12 protein-coding genes and 1 pseudogene are annotated in these 22048 nt (G+C 71.0%); 8 read left to right on the top strand and 5 right to left on the bottom strand.

Translation table 11 applies throughout. The features are described from left to right. Window positions 1–101: 101 nt before the first annotated feature. The gene (locus ACZ6NZ_RS28415) at window positions 102–1076 is read left to right on the top strand and encodes an endonuclease domain-containing protein (RefSeq protein WP_465861009.1); all 975 of its coding nucleotides are present in this window, start codon (window positions 102–104) and stop codon (window positions 1074–1076) included. Window positions 1077–1148: 72 nt separating this feature from the next. Here ACZ6NZ_RS28415 and ACZ6NZ_RS28410 read toward each other — a convergent pair whose 3' ends face one another. From ACZ6NZ_RS28410 to mce, 4 genes are all read right to left on the bottom strand, one after another. After that, on the bottom strand, window positions 1149–3239 hold the full coding sequence (locus ACZ6NZ_RS28410; protein ID WP_465861008.1) for a coiled-coil domain-containing protein: 2091 nt from the start codon (window positions 3237–3239) through the stop codon (window positions 1149–1151). A gap of 177 nt (window positions 3240–3416) precedes the next feature. Further along, window positions 3417–4682, bottom strand: a complete 1266-nt coding sequence (locus ACZ6NZ_RS28405) for a DivIVA domain-containing protein (protein ID WP_465861007.1) — start codon at window positions 4680–4682, stop codon at window positions 3417–3419. A gap of 307 nt (window positions 4683–4989) precedes the next feature. Next, a complete protein-coding gene (ccrA, locus tag ACZ6NZ_RS28400; protein WP_366608143.1) occupies window positions 4990–6345 on the bottom strand; it encodes a crotonyl-CoA carboxylase/reductase in 1356 nt (451 codons plus the stop codon). Window positions 6346–6705: 360 nt separating this feature from the next. Further along, complete coding sequence (gene mce, locus ACZ6NZ_RS28395; RefSeq protein WP_366608073.1) at window positions 6706–7182, bottom strand: methylmalonyl-CoA epimerase; 477 nt, start codon at window positions 7180–7182, stop codon at window positions 6706–6708. A gap of 61 nt (window positions 7183–7243) precedes the next feature. Here mce and ACZ6NZ_RS28390 point away from each other — a divergent pair, with 61 nt between their 5' ends. The 6 genes and pseudogenes from ACZ6NZ_RS28390 to ACZ6NZ_RS28365 form a co-directional block, all read left to right on the top strand. Then, window positions 7244–8443 carry an acetyl-CoA C-acetyltransferase gene (locus ACZ6NZ_RS28390; RefSeq protein ID WP_465861006.1) on the top strand — a complete coding sequence of 400 codons (1200 nt, stop codon included), beginning with the start codon at window positions 7244–7246 and terminating at the stop codon, window positions 8441–8443. Continuing rightward, complete coding sequence (meaB, locus tag ACZ6NZ_RS28385) at window positions 8440–9441, top strand: methylmalonyl Co-A mutase-associated GTPase MeaB (RefSeq protein WP_366608075.1); 1002 nt, start codon at window positions 8440–8442, stop codon at window positions 9439–9441. The genes ACZ6NZ_RS28390 and meaB overlap by 4 nt, the downstream gene beginning before the upstream one ends. A gap of 208 nt (window positions 9442–9649) precedes the next feature. Then, the gene (locus ACZ6NZ_RS28380) at window positions 9650–10066 is read left to right on the top strand and encodes an Asp23/Gls24 family envelope stress response protein (RefSeq protein WP_465861005.1); all 417 of its coding nucleotides are present in this window, start codon (window positions 9650–9652) and stop codon (window positions 10064–10066) included. A gap of 114 nt (window positions 10067–10180) precedes the next feature. Next, entirely contained in the window at window positions 10181–11869 is a 1689-nt protein-coding gene (locus tag ACZ6NZ_RS28375; protein ID WP_366608077.1) for an acyl-CoA mutase large subunit family protein, read from the top strand. Between the two features lie 200 nt (window positions 11870–12069). Further along, window positions 12070–12993 carry a tetratricopeptide repeat protein gene (locus ACZ6NZ_RS28370; protein WP_465861004.1) on the top strand — a complete coding sequence of 308 codons (924 nt, stop codon included), beginning with the start codon at window positions 12070–12072 and terminating at the stop codon, window positions 12991–12993. Between the two features lie 69 nt (window positions 12994–13062). Then, window positions 13063–14028: pseudogene (locus ACZ6NZ_RS28365) on the top strand (arginase family protein); the annotation flags it as partial. 629 nt (window positions 14029–14657) lie between these two features. Here the strand turns inward: ACZ6NZ_RS28365 and ACZ6NZ_RS28360 are convergent. Next, window positions 14658–16622 carry a penicillin-binding transpeptidase domain-containing protein gene (locus tag ACZ6NZ_RS28360; protein WP_465861003.1) on the bottom strand — a complete coding sequence of 655 codons (1965 nt, stop codon included), beginning with the start codon at window positions 16620–16622 and terminating at the stop codon, window positions 14658–14660. Between the two features lie 289 nt (window positions 16623–16911). Between ACZ6NZ_RS28360 and ACZ6NZ_RS28355 the strand changes: the two genes are divergently transcribed. Then, a complete protein-coding gene (locus tag ACZ6NZ_RS28355; RefSeq protein ID WP_465861002.1) occupies window positions 16912–21993 on the top strand; it encodes an NAD-glutamate dehydrogenase in 5082 nt (1693 codons plus the stop codon). Window positions 21994–22048 lie beyond the last annotated feature (55 nt).

The following is a 22048-nucleotide window of genomic DNA, read 5'->3' as shown; positions in this document are numbered from 1 at the left end:
ACGTCGCCGGCCCGCAGATCTTGGACAGTTTCCGTCACGGCATGACGGAAACTGTCCAAGATCTGGTGGTGGGGCGGAGCTGAAAGGCGAAAGCTGTCCGGATGCTGCCCTCCGATGACGCCGACGCACTCGACTGGCTCGCCTTCGAGCAGGCGGGCGTGCTGACGACCGCGCAGGTCGCCGGGTTGCTCAGCGAAGCGCGGGTGCGGGGCCGGATCCGCTCCGGTCGGTGGCGGTCGATCTGCCGCGGGATCCTGCTGGCCGGCAACGGTCGACTCACCCGTGACCAGCAACTCTGGGTGGCGGTGCTGGCCGCCGGGCCGGGCGCGGTGCTGGCCGGGGTGTCCGCAGCCGCCGAAGCCGGGGTACGGGGACTGCGACGCGAACCGCTGCACGTGCTGGTGCCGGCAGCCCGCCGTGCCGCGCGGACCACCCTGCGTCGACTTCCGATCGACATGCCCGCCGTTCTGGTTCACCGCACGACGGTCCTCCCGGAGGCTCATCTCCAACGGGCGCGGCCGCCGCGTACCACGACGGCGCGAGCTCTGGTGGACGCGGCGGGCTGGGCGGCCGGGGTGGACGAGGCGCAGTCGGTGCTGGCCGCCGGTTGCCAGCAACGCTGGGTACTGCCCGAGGAACTGCGGGTGGTGCTCGACGTCCTCCCTCGGGCCCCCCGTCGGCGGCTGATCGGGCAGACCATCAGCGACATCGCGGGTGGCGCCCAGGCGCTCTCGGAGATCGACTTCCTGCGGCTGTGCCGCAGACATCGGCTGCCCGCCCCGGACCTGCAGGAACACCGAGTCGACGCGGCCGGCCGGAACCGCTGGCTGGACGCGTACTGGCGGGAGTGGCGAGTGCAGGTGGAGATCGACGGGGCGCACCACATGGATGCCAAGCAGTGGGCTGCCGACATGCGTCGGCAGAACGACGTCTGGACCAGCGGCGACCGGATTCTGCGCTTCCCCGCCTGGCTGGTCCGCGCCCGCCCGGACGAGGTGGCCGACACGGTCCGCCGCACCCTCGTCGCGGCCGGCTGGACCCCCACCGCACCGCTACGCCACCCGGCGCAAAAGTGAATCTTGGACACTTTCCGTCAACCGATGACGGAAAGTGTCCAAGATCTCGACGCTTCGACGGGCCGGTGCCCGTCACTCCTTCTCGATGGTGACCTTGCTGGGCTTGGCGCTGCGCTCGTCGGTGGTCGGCTTGGTGGGTCGCTTGCCGTTCTCACCGGTGCTAGTGATCTTGGTGGGCTTGGCGCCCCGGCCACCCTCGCCCGGTACGGCGGCCACTGTCGGCTCCCCGTCCACCCCGGCGCTCGCCGTGCCACCGTCCACAGTCGTCACCGGCTCGGCCACCGGCCGGGTCGTGGGCTGCCCGGACTCGTCCGCGGCGGCGTTCACCGGCTGCCTGGTGTCGGCGGGCTCCGTCTTCAGCCCGGTGCCCGCGCCCGACCCGGTGCCCGCGCCGGCGGTGACGCTCACGCCGTCGTCCCCACCATCGGGTACACCTTCGCCCGCGCTGGCGTCCGCGGCCGGCGCGGTCGGGCCGTCGATCGGACCGGCGACGCTCTGCAACCGCAGCTCGGACATCTGACGCTGGAGCTCGTCGGACTCCTGTCGGGCCTTCCAGGTTTCCTGCCGCAGGTCCGCCAACTGCTGCTGGGCCTGGGCGATCTCCAACATCACCTGGGCCAACTGCTGACGACCCGCCGCCGACTCCTGCTGGGTCGCCGCCAGGTGCTGCTGGGTGGTGGCCAGGTGCTGCTGCGTGGTGGCCGCGTACTCCTCGAACTGCCGCCGGGACGCCGCGACATGCTCGTCGGCCTTGCGCCGCTTGTCGCCGGCCTCGGCTTCGGCCTGCTTCAGCAGTTCGGCGGCCTCCGCCTCGGAGCGCTGACGCAGCCCCGCCGCGTCCTGCTCGGCCGCCTGACGGACGCCGGCCGCGCCCTGCTCGATCTCGTTCTTGCGAGCCGTGTACTCGCTTTCCAGCTCGTTCTTCCGGGTGGAGTATTCGGTCTCCAGCTCGTCCCGGCGGGTGCTGAACCCGGTCTCCAGCTCCTGCTGACGGCTGGCGAGCCCGGCCTCCAGCTCCTGCTGGCGCGACGCGTGGTGCTTGTCCAACTCGTCGCGGCGCTTGGCGAACTCCTGCTCGGACGCGGACCGTCGCTGCGCCAACTCCCGGTCGGCCGCCTCCCGACGGGAGTTGACCTCCTGCTCCACCCCGGCCCGCCACGCACCCAGTTCCTGCTGGGTCTGCGCCCGGGTGTGCTGCACGTACGCCTCGGTCTCGGTGCGCATCCGCTGGACGTACGCCTCCGTCTCAGCACGGCTGCGCTTCGCCGATTCGGTGGCCTGCGTCGTCAGCCGCTCGGCCTCCTGCTGCGCCTTGGCGCGGGTGGCCCGACCGGCCATCGACGCGTCGTCGATGATCTGCTTGGCCTCCTGCTGCGCCTTGGCGTGGGTGGCCCGCCCCGCTTCGGTCGCGGTGTCGGTGAGCCGCTTGGCCTCCTGGAGCGCCTTGGCGTGCACCTCCTTGGCGGCGTCGCGCAGATCGCTGGCCTCCTGCCGGGCGTTGGCCAGCGTCTCCCGGGCCGTCTCGCGCAGCTTGGTGGCCTCCTGCTGGGCCCGAGTGTGGATCTCCTTGGCGGAGTCCCGCAGTTGGGTGGCCTCCTGCTGGGCCTTCGCCAGAGCGTCCTGCGCGGCCTTGCGCAGCTGCGCCGACTCGTCCTTCGCCGACCGCAGGGCCGCGTCCGCCTCGGCCCGCTGCGCGGCGCTGTGCCGCTCCTCCTCCGCGCGTCGGGCGGCGAGGGCGATCTCGAAGTCCTTCAGTGCCCGGTCGGCCTGCTCGCGGGCTTCCTCGATGATGTGCTCGGCAGCGGCGCGGCGGGCCTCGATCTCCCCGTTCGCGTCGCCGATGATCTCCTCGGCCTGCTCCTCGGCGAGAGCGAGGATCGACTCGACCCGGGGGCCGAGGTGCCGGAACGACGCCCGGTCGACCACGTTCATCTGCTTGCGCACCTGGGTCAGGTCGCGCTGGAGAACCTCGACCTGGCCGGCGAGCTTGTGGATTTGTGTGTACGCCTGTTCCCGTTCGGAGGCGAGGGTCGCGATCTCGTGCTCAGCACGTGCGACATAACGGTCGACCTGTTTCTTTTCGTACCCCCGCAGAGCGGACTCGAAGCTGGGCTCCGTCGTCACGTCCCCGCCGAGAGCGAACAGTTCCTCGCCGTGCGACATGCCCCCATCCTCACACGCAACGGGCCCTGCTGGGGCGATACGGACGGGCCATGTGGGAGCTACTTCACTCCGTTGCTGTCAGCCGATACCGGCGGTGAGGAAACGCATACGGCGCGAGGTGGCACCGGTTACCCGGTGTCACCTCGCGCCGTCGATGCCCCTACCTGACGCCTCGCGTCAGCCGGCGGTCTCCGCGGGCACCCGCTCCTGACCACCATCGGTCTTCTTTGCTGCTTCCGGCTTGGCAGTCGGAGCGGCCTGCGCCGGCATTCCCGGAACGATGCCGGCGAGACCGGAGAGCATCTGACCCAGCTGCGACGTGACCGCGTCCTTCTGCCGGGTCAGGTCCTCGACCTCGCGGCGGGCGGCCTGCGTGGTCAGCTCCGCCTCGGTGCGGGCCTCGGTGAGCAGGCGCTGCGACTCGGCCTTCGCCTCGTTGAGGGTCTTCTCCGAGTGGGCCTTGGCCTTGTCGACGGTCTCGGCCGCGTTGCGCTCCGACTCGACCCGCCGCGCCTCGGCGCGCTGCTCGATCTCCTTGGCCCGCTCCTGCGCGGCCCGGGCACGCTGCTCGGCCTCGCTGACCATCTTCTGGGTCTGCGCGACCTGGGCGGCGTGCCGCTCGGACTCCTCGCGCTCGGCCTTCTCCCGCCGCTCGGCCAGCTGGAGCTCCAGGGCCTGCAGGTCCTTGTCGCGCTTGTCCCGCGCGTCGGTGAGCAGCTTGGTCGCCTCGGCGCGCTTCTCCTCAGCCTCGCGGGCTGCCTTCGCCCGCTGCTGGGTGATCTCCCGCTCGGCGGTGGCCCGCAGGGTGGCGACCTCCCGCTCGACCGTCGACTTGAGCTCGGCCACCTCGTGCGCGGTGACCGTACGCAGCTGCTTGGTCTCCCGGTCGGCGTCGGCGCGCAGCGTGTCGGCCTCGCGGCGAGCCTGCACCCGGACCTCGGCGGCCTCGCGCTCGGCGGCCGTGCGCAGGTTGCCCGCCTCGCGCTCGGCGCTCGCCTTCATGGCGGCGGCCTCGGCGCGGGCCTTGTCGGTGATCTCGCGGGCCTCGAGGCGGGCGGCGGAGAGGATGCCCTCCGACTCGCGCTTGGCCTCGTTGCGGTGGTCGTTCGCCTGCTCCTCGGCGAGCCGCAGGATCTGCTCGACGCGGGTGCCGAGCCCGGAGAGGGTGGGTCGGCTGTTCTCTTCGAGCTGCTTGTTCGTGTCGGTGAGCTTCTGCTCCAGCGCACTCATGCGCTGCTCGGCCTGGCGGAGCCGACGCTGGGCGTCGTTCATCCGCTGCTCGGCCTCGGCACGGGCCTGCTCGGACTGGGTCAGCGCGGCGGTCATCCGGCCGAGGAAGTCGTCGACCTGATGGGTGTTGTATCCGCGCAGGCCAACGGTGAAATCTGGCTGCGAGTTCGCGTTATCGAAGAACGCGAGAGGGGAGGACTGCTGCTGGGGCATTGGGACATACTGGCAGACGCCCCAGGGTGCTTCGCAAGAGCGGTGCGAAGCTTTCGTGCCCTCTTTACATGGTCAACTCCCGCGATCGGCGAGGTTGGACCAATCGGCGATCTTGGCAGGTCCCGGCCGGTCGGACGCCACGCAGCGTGACGCGGAAAAGGGCCCCGGGGTTACCCCGAGGCCCTTTGTTCGATCCGGGTGACCTATCCGCTAATGGGGGCGGAAGAACAATGAGCGATCAGCGCAATGGTCAACCGGCGTTCCACCGTCCGGCCGGGACCGCCCCGGCGCTCCGGATGCCGGACGGTCAGCGACCCCGGAACCGGTTGATCGCGTCCTCGTGCCGGGCCCGCAACTCTCCGTCACGAACACCCAGCCCGTCGGTGGGTGCGAGGCAGCGCACGCCGACCTTGCCCTGGTGGGCGTTGCGGTGCACCTCGTACGCGGCCTGGCCGGTCTGCTCCAGCGAATAGGTGCGGGACACCGTCGGGTGCACCTTGCCGAGTGCGACCAGGCGGTTGGCCTGCCACGCCTCGTGATAGTTGGCGAAGTGGCTGCCCACGATCCGCTTGAGGTGCATCCACAGGTAGCGGTTGTCGTACTGGTGCAGGAAGCCGCTCGTGGAGGCGCAGGTGACGATGGTCCCACCGCGTCGGGCCACGTAGACGCTGGCGCCGAACGTCTCCCGGCCCGGGTGCTCGAACACGATGTCCGGGTCCTCGCCGCCGGTCAGCTCGCGAATCCGTTCGCCGAAACGCCGCCACTCGTCCGGGTCCTGGGTCTCCTCGTCCTTCCAGAAGCGGAAGCCCTCCGCGGCCCGGTCGATGACCAGCTCCGCGCCCATCCGGCGGCACAGCTCGGCCTTCTCCGGCGAGGACACCACGCAGACCGGAATCGCGCCGCCGTTGAGCGCCATCTGGGTGGCGTACCCACCGAGGCCGCCGGAGGCGCCCCAGATCAGCACCACGTCACCCTGCTTCATGTTGGCGCCGTGGTGCGAGACGAGCTGCCGGTACGCGGTGGAGTTGACCAGCCCGGGACTGGCCGCCTCCTCCCAGCTCAGGTGCCGCGGCTTGGGCATCAGCTGGTTGGCCTTGACCACCGCCAGCTCGGCCAGCCCGCCGAAGTTGGTCTCGAAGCCCCAGATCCGCTGTTGCGGGTCGAGCATCGTGTCGTCGTGCCCGGCCGCGTCCTCCAGCTCGACGGAGAGGCAGTGCGCGACCACCTCGTCGCCGGGAGCCCAGCGGGTCACCCCGGGGCCGGTGCGCAGCACCACGCCCGCCGCGTCCGAGCCGACCACGTGGTACGGCAGGTCGTGCCGGCGGGTCAGCTCGGAGACCCGGCCGTAGCGCTGGAGGAACCTGAAGGTGCTCACCGGCTCGAAGATGCTGGTCCACACCGTGTTGTAGTTGATCGCGCTGGCCATCACCGCCACCAGCGCCTCGCCCGGGGCCAGCTCCGGCGTCGGCACCTCCTGCACGTGCAGCGCCTTGCGCGGGTCCTTGTCCCGGGTGGCCATGCCGTCGAACATCCGGGACTCCTCGGCGCGGACCACCACGCCCCGGTAGCTCTCCGGTACGGGCAGTCCGGCGACGCCGGCGAGTTCGCGGTCCGGATCGTTCGATTCCTCCGCCGCCATGATCGCTTCGAGGATGTCCTGCACGGTGACCTCCGGTTCATCCGCACCCGCACGGGCCCGGGTGCTGCCATCGTCGGCGCCGGTGGGCACGACCGCCATGTCGGCATTCGACACATCCGGCACCGGTCGCGCTCCGGTGGAGCCGGACGTTACTGAACGGTAGCTAGGCCGGGAAGTCCTCTGTGAAAAACTGCATCCGCCGATGCGTGAAGGTGTCCAACCGCCCCGCCAATCGCGCACTGACGTGCGCGCCCACCCGCCGCGACGGGTGTGCGCGCACACCGCCCCACCGCGCGACCGCCACCCACGTTGATCAAGAGCTTTCGGTCACCTGAGGGGCCGAGATTGACGCAAGCCTCTTGATCAACAGGGCGGGAGCGGGGGTCAGTGGGGGGTGGGGGCGGGTTGGACCAGTTCGACGAGGACGCCGCCGGCGTCCTTGGGGTGCACGAAGTTGATCCGGCTGTCGGCGGTGCCACGCCTCGGGGTCGGGTAGAGCAGGCGCATCCCGCGCTCCCGTAGCGCCGCGCAGGCCGCGTCGATGTCCACCACCGTGTACGCGACCTGCTGCACGCCCGGCCCGTTGCGGTCCAGGAACTTCGCGATCGTCGACTCCGGGGTGAGCGGGGCGAGCAACTGCACGCAGCCGCCCTCGGTGGTCGGTCCGACGGCCAGCATCGCTTCCCGGACGCCCTGCTCGGTGTTGGTCTCCACGTGTACGCAGCGCATCCCGAACGTCCGCTGATAGAAGTCGATCGCGGCGTCCAGGTCGGCCACGGCGATCCCGACGTGGTCAATCTTGCGAAGTCCGATGTCTGTGACGTAGTCCGCACCGGGCTCGACGGGGGAGTTCTCTGCCATGGCGCTAGTCTGGCCGAACAATCGTTAAGGCGTACAGCTCGGCACCCCCTCGGAGGCAGGCATGGCTTCGGTGATCGTCAGCGGCGCGCGGACCCCGATGGGCCGGCTGCTGGGCAACCTCAAGGACCTCCCGGCCACGAAGCTCGGTGGGATCGCCATCAAGGCCGCGCTGGAGCGTGCCGGCGTCAGCCCGGACCAGGTCCAGTACGTGATCATGGGGCAGGTGCTGCAGGCCGGCACCGGTCAGATCCCGGCTCGGCAGGCGGCGGTCGAGGCCGGTGTGCCGATGTCCGTGCCGGCGCTGACCATCAACAAGGTCTGCCTCTCCGGCCTGGACGCTATCGCCCTGGCCGACCAGCTGATCCGCGCCGGCGAGTTCGACATCGTGGTGGCCGGCGGCATGGAGTCGATGACCAACGCCCCGCACCTGCTGATGGGTCAGCGGACCGGCTACAAGTACGGCGACGTGGTGGTCAAGGACCACATGGCACACGACGGGCTCAGCGACGCCTGGGACTGCTGCTCGATGGGAGAGTCGACCGAGCGGCTCGGCGCCCGGCACGGCATCTCCCGCGCGGAGCAGGACGCCTTCGCCGCCGCCAGCCACCAGCGGGCTGCCGCCGCCCAGAAGAACGGTCACTTCGCCGACGAGATCGCCCCGGTGGTCATCCCGCAGCGCAAGGGTGACCCACTGGTGATCACCGAGGACGAGGGCATCCGTCCGGACACCACTGTCGAGTCGCTGGCCAAGCTGCGCCCCGCCTTCGCCAAGGACGGCACCATCACCGCCGGCAGCTCGTCGCCGATCTCCGACGGCGCGGCCGCGGTGCTCGTGATGAGCAAGGCGAAGGCGAAGGAGCTGGGGCTGACCTGGCTGGCCGAGATCGGTGCGCACGGCAACGTGGCGGGCCCGGACAACTCCCTGCACTCGCAGCCGTCCAACGCGATCAACCACGCCCTGAAGAAGGGCGGCCTGAGCGTCGCGGACCTGGACCTCATCGAGATCAACGAGGCGTTCGCGCAGGTCGGTGTCCAGTCCACCCGTGACCTCGGGATCAGCCCGGACAAGGTCAACGTCAACGGCGGCGCGATCGCGCTGGGGCACCCGATCGGCATGTCCGGCGCGCGTCTCGTCCTCACCCTCGCCCTGGAGCTGAAGCGCCGCGGCGGTGGCACCGGCGCGGCCGCGCTGTGTGGCGGCGGTGGCCAGGGTGACGCGCTGATCATCCACGTGCCGGGCAAGGCCGAGACGGACCGGTGAGCGAGACTGAGCACGTCCCGGCGGCGGGCACCACGTCGGTGCGCCGCAGCCGGGACGTACCGCTGCTGGTCGAGCGGGCTCGCACGGGCGACCCCCGGGCGGTGGCTCGCCTGATCACGTTGGTGGAGAACGGCGACGCGCTGTTGCCGGAGATCGCCGCGGCGCTGGCGCCGTACGCCGGGCAGGCCCAGGTGGTCGGGCTGACCGGTTCGCCTGGGGTGGGCAAGTCGACCACCACGAACGAGCTGGTCCGCGCGCTGCGGGCGCGCGGGCACCGGGTCGGCGTGCTGGCGGTCGACCCGTCCAGCCCGTTCACCGGCGGGGCCATCCTCGGTGACCGGGTGCGGATGCAGGACCACGCGACCGATCCGGGCGTCTACATCCGGTCGATGTCCAGCCGGGGACACCTCGGCGGACTCGCCGCGGCCACGCCGCAGGCGGTCCGGGTGCTGGAGGGCGCCGGCTGCGACGTGGTGCTGGTGGAGACCGTCGGCGTCGGGCAGGCCGAGGTGGAGGTCGCCTCGCTCGCCGACACGACGCTGGTGCTGCTGGCACCCGGGATGGGTGACGCGATCCAGGCGGTCAAGGCCGGCATTCTGGAGATCGCCGACGTGTTCGTGGTCAACAAGGCGGACCGGGACGGCGTCGACGCCACCGTCCGCGACATCCAGGGCATGATCGCGCTCGGCGAGCGCGGGCCGGGGCAGTGGCGGCCCCAGGTGGTCCGGTCCGTCGCCGCGCGGGGCGAGGGCATCGACGACATCGCCGCCGCCATCGACAAGCACCGGGGCTGGCTGGTCGAGCACGGCGAGCTGCGCCGCCGTCAGGAGACGCGGGCCGCCGCCGAGATCGAGGCGATCGCGCTCGGCACCCTGCGCGCCCGGATCGGCTCACTTCGCGACGGTACGGAGCTGGCCACGCTCGCCAGCAAGGTCGCCGAGGGCGCGACCGACCCGTACACGGCGGCGGACGAGTTGCTCGCCCAGCTCGCGCGCTGAGCCGACGTCGCGTCGGCCGACGCGTCCAGCCTGGACGAACCCGGCTCGCACCGTCCGGTACGGGCCGACGTCGTCGCCGGTGTGACCGGGCCGCCCGCCCGCACGCGAAGGTCGCTCCGGTTTTAGTAGGCTCGCCGCGAGTGAGGCGCTACGCGGCGGGCTGACGAGACGATCGGTCCACATGCGTCGGACCAGGGGAGATGTGATCATGACGGACGCGGTGGAGAACGCCGGTGCGGTGCAGCCCGCGACGGGCGCGGCCCGGGGTGTCACCTCGGTTTCCGACGAGGTCGTGGAGAAGATCGCCAGCGTGGCCGCTCGCGCGGTGCCGGGCGTGGCCGACCTCGGCGGTGACGTGGCCCGGTTCTTCAACAGCGTGCTCGACAAGGTCGGCCTCGACGAGGTGGGCGACGCCCGTCGGGGTGTCTCGGCCGACGTGAAGGGCAGCTCCGCCGTCATCAACGTGGTTCTGGTGATCGACGCCGGGCACGTGGTGGTCGACGTGACCGAGGCGGTGCGGGCCGCGGTGATCGAGGCCGTGGAGAAGTACGGCCTGACCGTCACGCAGGTGAACGTCACGGTGGACGACATCGAGCTGAACCAGCCGGGCGCGGCGGCGGTCTGAGGGGCCGTCGCCGACCAGCTCACGTTACCCGTGGGTACGGCCTGACTTAGCGATCGTTCAGGTAGGGGCCTTACACTCGACAGGCAGTCGAGGACCCGAGGAGGAGCCCTGCTCATGGACGCCGACGAGATCGACGCCGGACGGGCGCGCTGGCAGGCCCGGTACGACGCCGCGCGCAAGCGGGACGCGGACTTCACCACGCTCTCCGGAATGCCGGTGGAGCCGGTGTACGGTCCGCCGGAGGGCGCCACCTATCCGGGCTTCGAGCGGATCGGATGGCCGGGCGAGTATCCGTACACCCGGGGTTTGTATCCGACCGGCTACCGCGGTCGGACCTGGACGATCCGGCAGTTCGCCGGCTTCGGCAACGCCCAGCAGACGAACGAGCGCTACAAGATGATCCTCGGCGCCGGCGGCGGCGGGCTCTCGGTGGCGTTCGACATGCCGACGCTGATGGGCCGCGACTCGGACGACCCGCAGGCGCTCGGCGAGGTCGGCCACTGCGGCGTCGCCATCGACACCGCCACCGACATGCAGGCGCTCTTCGACGGCATCGACCTGGCCGGCGTCACCACCTCGATGACCATCTCCGGCCCGGCCGTGCCGGTGTTCTGCATGTACCTGGTCGCCGCCGAGCGGCAGGGCGCCGACCTGTCCACGCTGGACGGCACCCTGCAGACCGACATCTTCAAGGAGTACATCGCGCAGAAGGAGTGGCTCTTCGACCCGGAGCCGCACCTGCGCCTGATCGGCGACCTGATGGAATACTGCGCGGCCGAGATCCCGCGCTACAAGCCGCTGTCGGTCTCCGGCTACCACATCCGTGAGGCCGGCTCGACCGCCGCGCAGGAGCTGGCGTACACCCTGGCTGACGGCTTCGGCTACGTCGAGCTGGGGCTCTCGCGTGGGCTGGACGTGAACGTCTTCGCGCCGGGGCTGAGCTTCTTCTTCGACTCGCACCTCGACTTCTTCGAGGAGATCGCCAAGTTCCGCGCCGCCCGCCGGATCTGGGCCCGCTGGCTGCGTGACGTCTACGGCGCGACCAGCGAGAAGGCCCTCTGGCTGCGGTTTCACACGCAGACCGCCGGGGTGTCGCTGACCGCGCAGCAGCCGGTCAACAACGTCGTACGCACCGCCGTCGAGGCTCTCGCGGCGGTGCTCGGCGGCACGAACTCGCTGCACACCAACGCGTTGGACGAGACCCTGGCACTGCCCACCGACGAGTCGGCCGAGATCGCCCTGCGTACCCAGCAGGTGTTGATGGAGGAGACCGGCGTGGTCAACGTCGCCGACCCGCTCGGCGGCTCCTGGTACGTCGAGGCGCTGACCGACAAGATCGAGGCCGAGGCGGAGGAGATCTTCGCCCGGATCCGGCAGCTCGGCGGAGACGGGCCCCACCAGATCGGCCCGATGACCTCGGGCATCCTGCGCGGCATCGAGGACGGCTGGTTCACCGGGCACATCGCCGAGTCGGCCTTCGTCTACCAGCAGGCCCTCGAGAAGGGCGACAAGAAGATCGTCGGGGTCAACTGCCACACCGGCACGGTCGCCAAGGAGCTGGAGATCCTGCGCATCTCGCACGAGGTGGAGCTGGAGCAGCGCCGGGTGCTCGCCGAGCGCAAGAGCGGGCGGGACGAGGAGGCGGTGCGCGCCGCGGTCACCCGGATGATCGAGGCGAGCCGTACCGACGAGAACATGATCCCCGCCATGCTCGACGCGGTGCGCGCCGAGGCCACGTTGGGCGAGATCTGCGACGCCCTGCGAGCCGAGTGGGGCACCTACCGAGAACCAGCCCGCTTCTAACCCACCCCCACCCCACCCCCGCGCTGCCCCACCCCCCACCCGCGTCGATCTTGCAGTTTCGGTAGTGCCATAAGGCATGAATGCGGCATAGCGACGACAGAAAGTGCAAGATCGCGGGGGTGGGGGCGGGGCGTGAGAGTTGCAACGTCAGGGTTGCGGGTGAGCTGAGAATCCGGGGTCACGTGCGAGACTAGGTAACCATGAGCGACCCACGGATCACCTCGTCGATCTTCACCCGCGGCGCGGTCGACCTCAGCACGCTGCGTGGCCCCGCACCAGCAAGTACCCGCCCCGGCACGCCCCCGCAGGGCGGCCCGTCCAACGGCGTCCCCGGCGCGCCCACCGCCGGCGGTGACACCGCCATCGTGGACGTCACCGAGGCGACCATCCAGTCCGACGTGCTCGAACGCTCGATGGCCACGCCCGTCGTCGTGTTCTTCGGTGCGGCCGGCTTCCCGGAGAGCGACGAGTTCGCCCCGGTCCTGGAGCGGCTGAACGCCGAGGGCGGCGGCACCTGGGTGCTGGCCCGGGTCGACGTGCAGGAAAATCCCCGAATCGCCCAGATGTTCCGGGTGCAGGGCATCCCCATGGTCTACGCGGTCGTCGGCGGTCAGCCGGTCGACGCCTTCTCCGGAGTTGTTCCCGAGGCTCAGCTGCGACAGTGGATCCAGGCAGTGCTGAAGGCCGGTGGCGTGACGGTCGCCGAGCCGGAGGACCCCCGCCTCGACGAGGCGGACGACGCGCTGATGAGCGGCGATCTGGACGCCGCCGAGCAGGCGTACCGGAAGATCCTTGCCGACGCCCCGGCGGACGCCGCGGCCACGGCGGGGCTGGCCCAGGTCGGAGTGGCCCGCCGGGTGGCCGGCGCCGATCCGTCCACCGCGCTGGCCGCCGCCGAGAGCGCCCCCGACGACGTCGCCGCCCAGCTGCTGGCCGCCGACATCGAGGTGCTCAGTGGTCTGGCCGAGCAGGCGTACGCCCGGCTCGTCGGTCTGGTCCGGCGCACCGCCGGTGAGGACCGTGAGACGGTTCGCCAGCACCTGGTCTCGCTCTTCTCCATCGCCGGCCCGGACGATCCGGCGGTCGCCTCGGCGCGTCGGGCTCTGGCCAGCGCCCTGTTCTGAGTTCGTAGCACGCCAGCGCGGGCCGGCGTTCCGGCCGGCCCGCCCGACCACCGAGGACGGGAGCTCACGATGCGCCGGATCGCCGTCCTCGACGCGCCGACAAATCTCGGTCTACGGCCGCCGACGCCCACGTCGGTCCCGGGTTGCGCCAAGGCCCCCGGGGCGCTGCGCGACCACGACCTGCTGGCCCGGCTCCGTGCCCGCGACGCCGGCTGCGTCACCCCCGCCCGGTACGACCCGGGCGACTGGCGGCCCGGCGACGGGGTGTGCCACGCCCGGGAGATCGCCGACTACTCGTTGGCCCTCGCCGAACGCATCGGCTCGATCATCGACCGGGGCGAGTTCCCGGTGGTGCTCGGCGGTGACTGCTCCGTGCTCCTCGGCTCGGCCCTGGCCATGCACCGCCTCGGCGAGGCTGTCGGCGGGCGGATCGGGCTGGTCTTCGTCGACGGGCACTCCGACTTCCGGCACCCCGGCAACGCCTCCTACGTCGGCGCCGCCGCCGGTGAGGATCTGGCTCTGGTGACCGGGCGAGGGCAGGCCGACCTGGCCGCGCTGGAGGGCCGTCGGCCCTACTTCCGCGACATCGACGTGGTGGTGCTCGGCATCCGCGCCCAGGACGAATACCGGCTCGACCTCCAGGCCGCCGGGATCACCACCCGACCGGTGCCGGCGCTGCGCGCCGAAGGCGCCGCCCGGACGGCCCAGTGGGCGCACGAGCAACTCGCCGACTGCGCGGGCTACTGGGTGCACATCGACGTGGACGTGCTCGACCCGGCGGTGATGCCCGCCGTGGACGCCCCCGATCCGGGTGGAATCGCCTTCGCCGAGCTGGAGATCCTGCTGGCCGGCCTGGTCGACACCCCGCACTGCCTCGGCGTGGAGCTGACCGTCTTCGACCCCGACTACGACCCGGACGGCTCCTACGCGGCCGAGATCGTCAACACCGTGGTCGCCGGTCTGGCACCGGTGACCGCCCCCGAGGCAGTGCCGCCCCGACTGCTGTCGGCACGGCCGACGCCCTCTCCGCGGCGCGGCAACGGCCTTGCCGCGACCGCCACCGAGCGGTCCGACCGTGCCGAGCGGCTCGACGGGCTGGCTGTGCTCGACGGACTCGACCGCGCCGAGCGGGTAGCGCGGCGTGAACTCCCCGCCGGCATCGACCCCACGGGCAACGACCGCGCCGGCATCGACTCCACTGGCAATGACCCCGCTGACATCGACCACGCCGCGCTCAGGCCTGCCGTGCTCGGGTCTGCCGATGACGGTCCGGCCGGCGTCGGTGTGCCCGGCGTCGGTTCGCCGGTGAGCGCGGTGTCGCACGACGTCCCGGCGGAGGGGGAGTCACCCGGCACGAACGGGCGGGCCCACTCCGAGCCGTCGGGCGTCGCGGCCAGCATCGCGTCCCTGGTCGAGCGTGAACCCGTCGGCCCGCCGGCGTCGGCCGGCCCCGGTCTTCTCCGACGCACCACCCCGTCGACCCAGAACACGCCCGAGAGGCACGAGGCCGACACCGCCTGACCTGGCCCTCGGCCCCCTGGCCTTGATCGACTCGGTTTCGGGTAATCAGGGGTGTCCGATTGGCTCGGACACCGCCGTTTCAACGAAACCGAGTGGATCAAGGCCAGGCGCCGGACGCCCCGTGGGGCGTCCAGGTGGTGGGGTCAGGGGGCTGGGAGAGCGCGGAGGAAGCGCTCGGCCATCGGAACGGCCGAGGCGGTGCTGGCCCCGCCCTTCTCCACGAAGACGGCGAACGCCACGTCGCCGCGCCAGCCGACGAACCAGGCGTGGGTGTGCGCCGGGTTGTCGTCGTACTCGGCGGTGCCGGTCTTGCCGTACACCTCGCCCGGCACGTCCTTGAGCGCGCTGCCGGTGCCGGCCGTGACGACCTCGCGCATCATCGTGCGCAGCGCCTCGACGGACTCCGGCTTGAGCTGCTCGCCCGCCGGGGCCGGCTTGGCCGGTGCCGGGTCGAGCAGCAGCTTCGGCTGCTCGAAGCGGCCGCGGGCGACGGCGGCGGTGGCGCCCGCCATGGCGAGCGGGCTGACCAGCGTGGTGCCCTGCCCGAACGACGCGGCGGCCTGCTCGGCGAGGCTGCCGCCCGTCGAGACCTTGCCGGTGAAGGCGTCCATGCCGAGGTCCCACTGACCCTCCAGGCCCAGCGAGCGACCGGCGGCGGCCAGCCCGTCGCCGCCGAGCTTCGGGGCCAGCGCGGCGAACGCCGTGTTGCAGGACTTGGCGAAGTCGGTGCGGAACGGCACCGAGCCGAGCTCGAAGTTGTCCGAGTTCTTGAAGGACCGGCCGTCCACGGTGAAGGTCTTCTTGCAGTCCACCGGCCCGTCCAGCGTGACCGCGCCCCGGTCCAGCAGGCCCAGCGTGCTGACCATCTTGAAGGTCGAGCCGGGAGGCACCTGGGCGTCGAAGGCCAGGTTCTGCCCGGCCGGACCGGGGCCGTTGGCGGCGGCGAGCACAGCGCCGTCGCTGATCCGGAGCGCCACCAGGGCGGACCGGCGCGGCTCGGCGCGCAGTGCCCCGTCGGCCGCGTTCTGGACGGCGACGTCCAGCGTGGTCTTCAGCGCCTGCCCGGGCTGCGGCTCCCGGCGGAACAGCTCCGCGCCGGTGGGTTCGAGTTTGCCGCCCTCGGCCGGACGCTCGACCACCACGGTCAGCCCGGGGCCGCCGCGCAGACGCTCGTCGTAACGGCCCTGTAGACCGCCGTGCCCGACCAGGTCGCCGACGACGTACCGGTCGGGATGCGCGGCGATGTCGTCGGCCTGCGCCGGGTCGACGGTGCCGAGCAGCGCACGGGCGAACTCGCGGGTGGGCGCCAGGTCGATCTTGTCGGTGATGAACTTGGTGCCGGGCAGGTCGTAGATCCGGGGCTTGATCTGGAGGTACGCCTCCTCGCGCAGCGACACCACCTCGACGAAGGCGCCCGGCTCGGCCTTGGCCACCCGCTCGGGCAGATCGGCCAGGTCGACGCCGGGAACCAGCGCCGGACGAATGGCCTTGAACGCCGCGTCGAGGTCCTTGACGAGCTTCTTCAGGTCGGCGACCCCGTTGGGCTGCACACCCACCCGGATCACCGTGCGGGGGGTGACCAGCGGCTTCCCGGCGTTGTCCAGCACGGCGGCGCGGGCACCGGCGTCGCGACGCAGCGCCAACCGGTCACCCTTGGTGAGCTGCTCGTGCACCACCGTCGGCTCCCAGATCACCTGCCACTGGTCGTCGTCGCCGTGGGCGAGCCGGACCTCCCGGTCGTACGCCCAGCGGGTCTGACCGGGCAGGGCCCACTCCACCTGGACGGTGGTGGTCGCGATGTCCTTCGTGATCTTCGGCTCGCCGCGACGCGTCAGCGTGGGCGGGGTGGCCGCCAACTCGCCGGAAAGCTCCTTGATCTCGCGACTCACGTCCGCTGAGGGCAGTTTCGCGCCGAGCGGGTCGATCAGACCGACCGCCTGGAGGTCACCGCTGCGCCAGCCGCCGAGGAAGGCGTCGACAGTGCGTTGCGGCCCGTCGTCACCGGAACAACCGACGAGGACGCCCGCCGTGAGCAGCGCCGTGGTGACGCCGGCGGCGAGCCGGCGGGCGGGGTTCGGCCGGTGGGGCCGGGGGTACGACAAGGGCATGAAGCTGGTCCTTCCGATCTCGGACTGCCCTCGCACGGTAGTACGGGAACGCCGTCCCCAACGTCCCCCAGGTGCTCGGCCGCGCTCAAAGACGAGCCGTACCCGTGTGATGAACATCGCGTGGCGGGGTATCCCGCAGCCGGCCAACCTCGGACCCGCAACGGGTGAAAGGACAAAGTCCCGATCCGGACGTCTGGCCAGTGGTCCGCCGACGAAGGCGCACAACGGCAGGGCCTAGGCTGGGCGGCAGAGTGACCCACAACGCGGTGGGTCGAGGGGAGTGGCACCGATGGACCGGCGTCCGGCGATCAAACCGGAACCCGACCTCCGGCAGGATGACTCCGGCCGGGACGATGACAGCTTCGATTCGGCGACCGACGGGGACGGCTACGGCCGACTCGACACGGGAGTCACCGGGCTGACCGGGTCGAGCATCGACACCATCTACGATCTGGGTCTGCCAGCCGAGGCGCTGGCCGACGACGTGGAGGACGCCGAGCTCGACGAACCCGTTCCCAACGCGGAGCGCCTGGTGGCCCAGGCCGTCGCGCTCGCCGGGGACGACCACGACGCGGCGACACTTGTCGGCCGTTTCTGGCGGTTCGCCCCGGACGAGGAGCTGGTCGGCTTCACGGCGGAAGAGATGCTCGACGCGGCCCGGGCACACCGGGATCTCGCCCAGCAGCGGGTGCCGGGCGAGTTGAAGCTGCGGATCCACGAACCGCACGCCGACCAGCACCACACGGTCGTCGAGATCGTCACCGACGACATGCCGTTCCTGGTCGACTCGGTGACGGCGTTGCTCAACTCGTACCACCTCGACGTGCACCTGCTGGTGCACCCGTTGGTGGTGGTGCGGCGGGAGCCGCTGGGCCGGCTCACCGAGGTCTCCGCCGATGTGGAACCGGACGACGCGATCGCCGGCGACATCATCGAGAGCTGGATGCGGATCGAGATCGACCCGGTCCGGGACGCGGCCGAACGGGACCGGTTGCGCCGCGAGTTGCAGCGGGTGCTCACCGACGTGCGGGAGGCGGTCGAGGACTGGCCGAAGATGCGTCAGCGTGCCCTCGCGCTCGCCGACGAGTTGGCGTCCGCCCGTACCTCCGACAACCGCCCACCGGTGCCGGAAAAGGACATCACCGACTCGGTGGAGTTGCTGCGGTGGCTCGCCCAGGACCACTTCACCTTCCTCGGCTACCGGGAGTACCGGTTGGTGGACGCCGACGGCGGCGACGCCGCCGACCCGGTCGACGGCAAGGCGTTGGAGGCGGTGCTCGGCACCGGTCTGGGCATTCTGCGCTCCGATTCGCCGGATGCGCGCTCGCTCTCCTCGATGACGCCCGAGGCGCACGAGAAGGTGCTGGAGAAGCGCCTTTTGATCATCACGAAGGCGAACTCCCGGGCCACCGTGCACCGCTCGGCATACCTGGACTACATCGGCTTCAAGATCTTCAACTCCGCCGGTGACGTGATCGGTGAGCGGCGCTTCCTGGGGCTGTTCTCGACGGCCGCCTACCGGACCAGCGTCCGCGAGCTGCCGGTGGTACGCCGCAAGGTGGCCGAGGTGCTGGACCGCTCCGGTCTGAGCCAGCGCAGCCACTCGGGCAAGGATCTGATCCAGATCCTGGAGACCTACCCGCGCGACGAACTGTTCCAGATCAAGACCGACGACCTGTACCACGCGGTGGTCGGCGTGTTGCGGATGGCCGGCCGCCGGCAACTGCGGGTGTTCCTGCGTCGGGACGCGTACGGGCGGTTCATCTCCTGCCTGATCTACCTGCCCCGGGACCGGTTCACCACCCAGAACCGGCTGCGCATGCAGGACATCCTGCTGCGTGAGCTGAACGGTGTCGGGGTGGACTACACCACCCGGGTCACCGAGTCGATGCTGGCCAGGGTGCACTTCATCGTCCGGACCGACCCGACGCGGCCACCCGGCGACATCGACGCCGACCTGCTGGCCGAGGAGTTGGCCGACGCCACCCGCCTGTGGGACGACGACTACCGGCTGGTGCTGGAGCGCAAGCTCGGCGACGAGCAGGCCAAGCACCTGTTCACCCGGTACGCGGACGCCTTCCCGGAGGGCTACAAGGACGGGCACACGCCGTACGAGGCGATGAAGGACCTGGCGAAGCTGGAGCTGCTGGAGGAGCCCGGCCAGCTGGAGATGCACCTGTTCCGCAAGCAGTTGGCGCCGCGGCCGGGCACCCGGGTGCCGGGGGCCGACCTGGCCGAGGCGATGGACGTCCGGTTCAAGGTCTACCGGTACGGCGAGCCGATGATGCTCTCCGCCGTGCTGCCGGTCCTGCACTCGCTCGGCGTACGGGTGGTCGACGAGCACCCGTACGAGGTGGACCGGATCGACGGTCGGGTCTACCTGTACGACTTCGGCCTCATGCTGCCCGAGGGGCATCACGAGCTGGCCGAGGTGCGCCCGCACGTCGAGAACGCCTTCGCGGCGGCATGGCGTGGCGAGGCCGAGGTGGACCGCTTCAACGAGCTGGTGCTGCGCGGCGGGCTGACCTGGCGGCAGGTGGTGGTGCTGCGGGCGTACGCGAAGTACCTGCGGCAGGCCGGCACGGTCTTCTCGCAGGACTACATGGAGCAGACCTTCATCGCGTACCCGAAGCTCGCCGCGTTGCTGGTGGAGCTCTTCGAGACCCGGTTCGCGCCGGGCGAGTTGAGCACGGAGCAGCGGCAGCAGCGCAGCGGTGAGCTGGTGGAGACGATCCGGGGCGCGCTGGACGACGTGGCGAGCCTCGACCAGGACCGGATCCTGCGCTCGTACCTGACGCTGATCGAGGCGACCCTGCGGACCAGCTTCTACCAGAAGCGCGCCGACGGGCGGCCGAAGGCGTACGTGGCGTTCAAGCTCGACCCGCAGGCCATTCCGGACCTGCCCGCGCCGCGACCGAAGTTCGAGATCTTCGTCTACTCGCCGCGGTTCGAGGGTGTGCACCTGCGGTTCGGGCCGGTGGCCCGGGGCGGGTTGCGCTGGTCCGACCGTCGGGAGGACTTCCGGACCGAGGTGCTGGGCCTGGTCAAGGCGCAGATGGTGAAGAACACCGTGATCGTGCCGGTCGGCGCCAAGGGCGGCTTCGTGTTGAAGCAGAAGCCGGGCGACCGGGACGAGGCGGTCGCCTGCTACCAGGAGTTCGTCGGCGCGATGCTGGACGTCACCGACAACATCGTCAGCGGGCAGATCGTGCCGCCCGAGGACGTGGTCCGGCACGACAGCGACGATCCGTACCTGGTCGTGGCGGCCGACAAGGGCACCGCGACGTTCTCCGACATCGCCAACGAGATCTCCAAGGCCCACAACTTCTGGATGGGCGACGCGTTCGCGTCCGGCGGATCCGCCGGCTACGACCACAAGAAGATGGGCATCACCGCCCGGGGCGCCTGGGAGTCGGTCAAGCGGCACTTCCGCGAGCTGGGCCTGGACACCCAGGCCCAGGACTTCACTGTGGTCGGCGTCGGCGACATGTCCGGCGACGTGTTCGGCAACGGGATGCTGCTCTCCGAGCACATCCGGCTGGTGGCCGCCTTCGACCACCGGCACATCTTCCTCGACCCGGAGCCGGACGCCGCCACCTCGTACGCGGAGCGTCGACGGCTGTTCGACCTGCCCCGCTCCTCCTGGGAGGACTACAACCCGGAGCTGATCTCGGCAGGTGGCGGCATCTTCCCGCGTACCGCGAAGTCCATTCCGATCACGCCGCAGGTCCGGGCGGCGATCGGCCTGGACGACGACGTCACGCAGTTGTCGCCGCAGGACCTGATGAAGGCGATCGTCACCGCTCCGGTGGACCTGTTCTGGAACGGCGGTATCGGCACCTACGTCAAGGCCTCCACCCAGACCAACGCCGAGGTGGGCGACAAGTCCAACGACGCGATCCGGGTGGACGGACGCGGCCTGCGCTGCCGGGTGGCGGGCGAGGGCGGCAACCTGGGCTGGACCCAGCTCGGCCGGATCGAGTACGCGTTGACCGGTGGCCGGATCTACACCGACTTCATCGACAACGCGGCCGGGGTGGACACCTCCGACCACGAGGTGAACATCAAGATCCTGCTCAACACGGCGGTGGCCGACGGTGAGCTGACCATGGCCGACCGGGACGAGCTGCTGGCCGGGATGACCGACGAGGTCGCGGAGCTGGTGCTGCGCGACAACTACGACCAGGCTCGGGCGATCAACAACGCCCAGGCCCAGGCCGCCTCGCTGCTCCCGGTGCACCGGCGGATGATCAACGAGCTGGAGCGTTCGGGCGGATTGGACCGCGCGTTGGAGGCGCTGCCGCCAGACGAGGAACTGGCGGTCCGCAGCGAGTCCGGGCTGACCGCGCCGGAGTTCGCCGTGCTGCTCGCGTACGTGAAGATCGTCCTGGAGCGGGAGATCCTCACCGACGGGTTGGCCGACGAGGAGTGGACGACCGACGTCCTGGTCAACTACTTCCCGACGCCAATGCGCGAGCGGTTCGCCGACCGGATGGGCCGGCACCGGCTGCGCCGGGACATCGTCACCACGGTGCTGGTCAACGAGGCGATCAACCGGGGTGGCATCTCGTTCATCTTCCGGGTGGTCGAGGAGACGGCGGCCAGCGCGGCCGACGTGATCCGGGCCTACGTGGTGGTCAGCGAGGTGTTCGGCCTGCGCGAGCTGTGGGACGAGGTCGAGGCGCTGGACAACAAGGTGGCGCCGGAGCTGCAGACCAGCGTCTACCTGGACACCCGTCGGCTGCTCGACCGCGCGGTGCGGTGGTTGGTCTCCAACCGGCGCTCGCCGATCGACGTGCCGGCCGAGATCGCCCGGCTGCGCGACGGGGTCACCCGGCTGCTGCCGGGGCTGGAGGAGCTGTTCTACGGCAACGAGCGCCAGGGCATCGCCGCGCACATGGACTCGATGACCGAGCGTGGGCTGCCCCGCGAGCTGGCGGAGCGGGCCACCCGGCTGATGTACAGCTTCGGTCTGATGGACGTGGTGGAGACCGCGAACGCCAGTGGGCGGGACGTCAGCGAAGTGGCCTCGGTCTACTTCGTGCTGTCCGACCTGTTCCGGGTGGACTCGCTGCTGTCGAAGATCTCCCTGCTGCCGCGCGAGGACCGCTGGCAGACCCTCGCGCGAATGGCGCTGCGGTACGACCTGTACGCCGCGCTCGCCGCGCTCACCGCGGAGGTGCTCGACTCCACTCCGGGCGACCTGCCGCCGCACGAGCGGGTGCAGCAGTGGGAGCAGTCGAACGCCACCTCCATCCACCGCGCCCGACGGGCGATGGGTGAGTTCGACGAGTCGCGGGCGGATCTCGCCGCCCTGTCGGTGCTGCTGCGCCAGATCCGCACCCTGGTGCGGACCTCCGCGGCAGCCTGATTCAGCTACGCCGGACGCGGTCCGGCCGGTCGGGGTGACCCGACCGGCCGGACCT

This window comes from Micromonospora sp. NPDC047756 (assembly GCF_055587245.1).
Note: the sequence above shows the minus strand (reverse complement) of the source record. Positions and strands in the feature narration are given on the sequence as shown.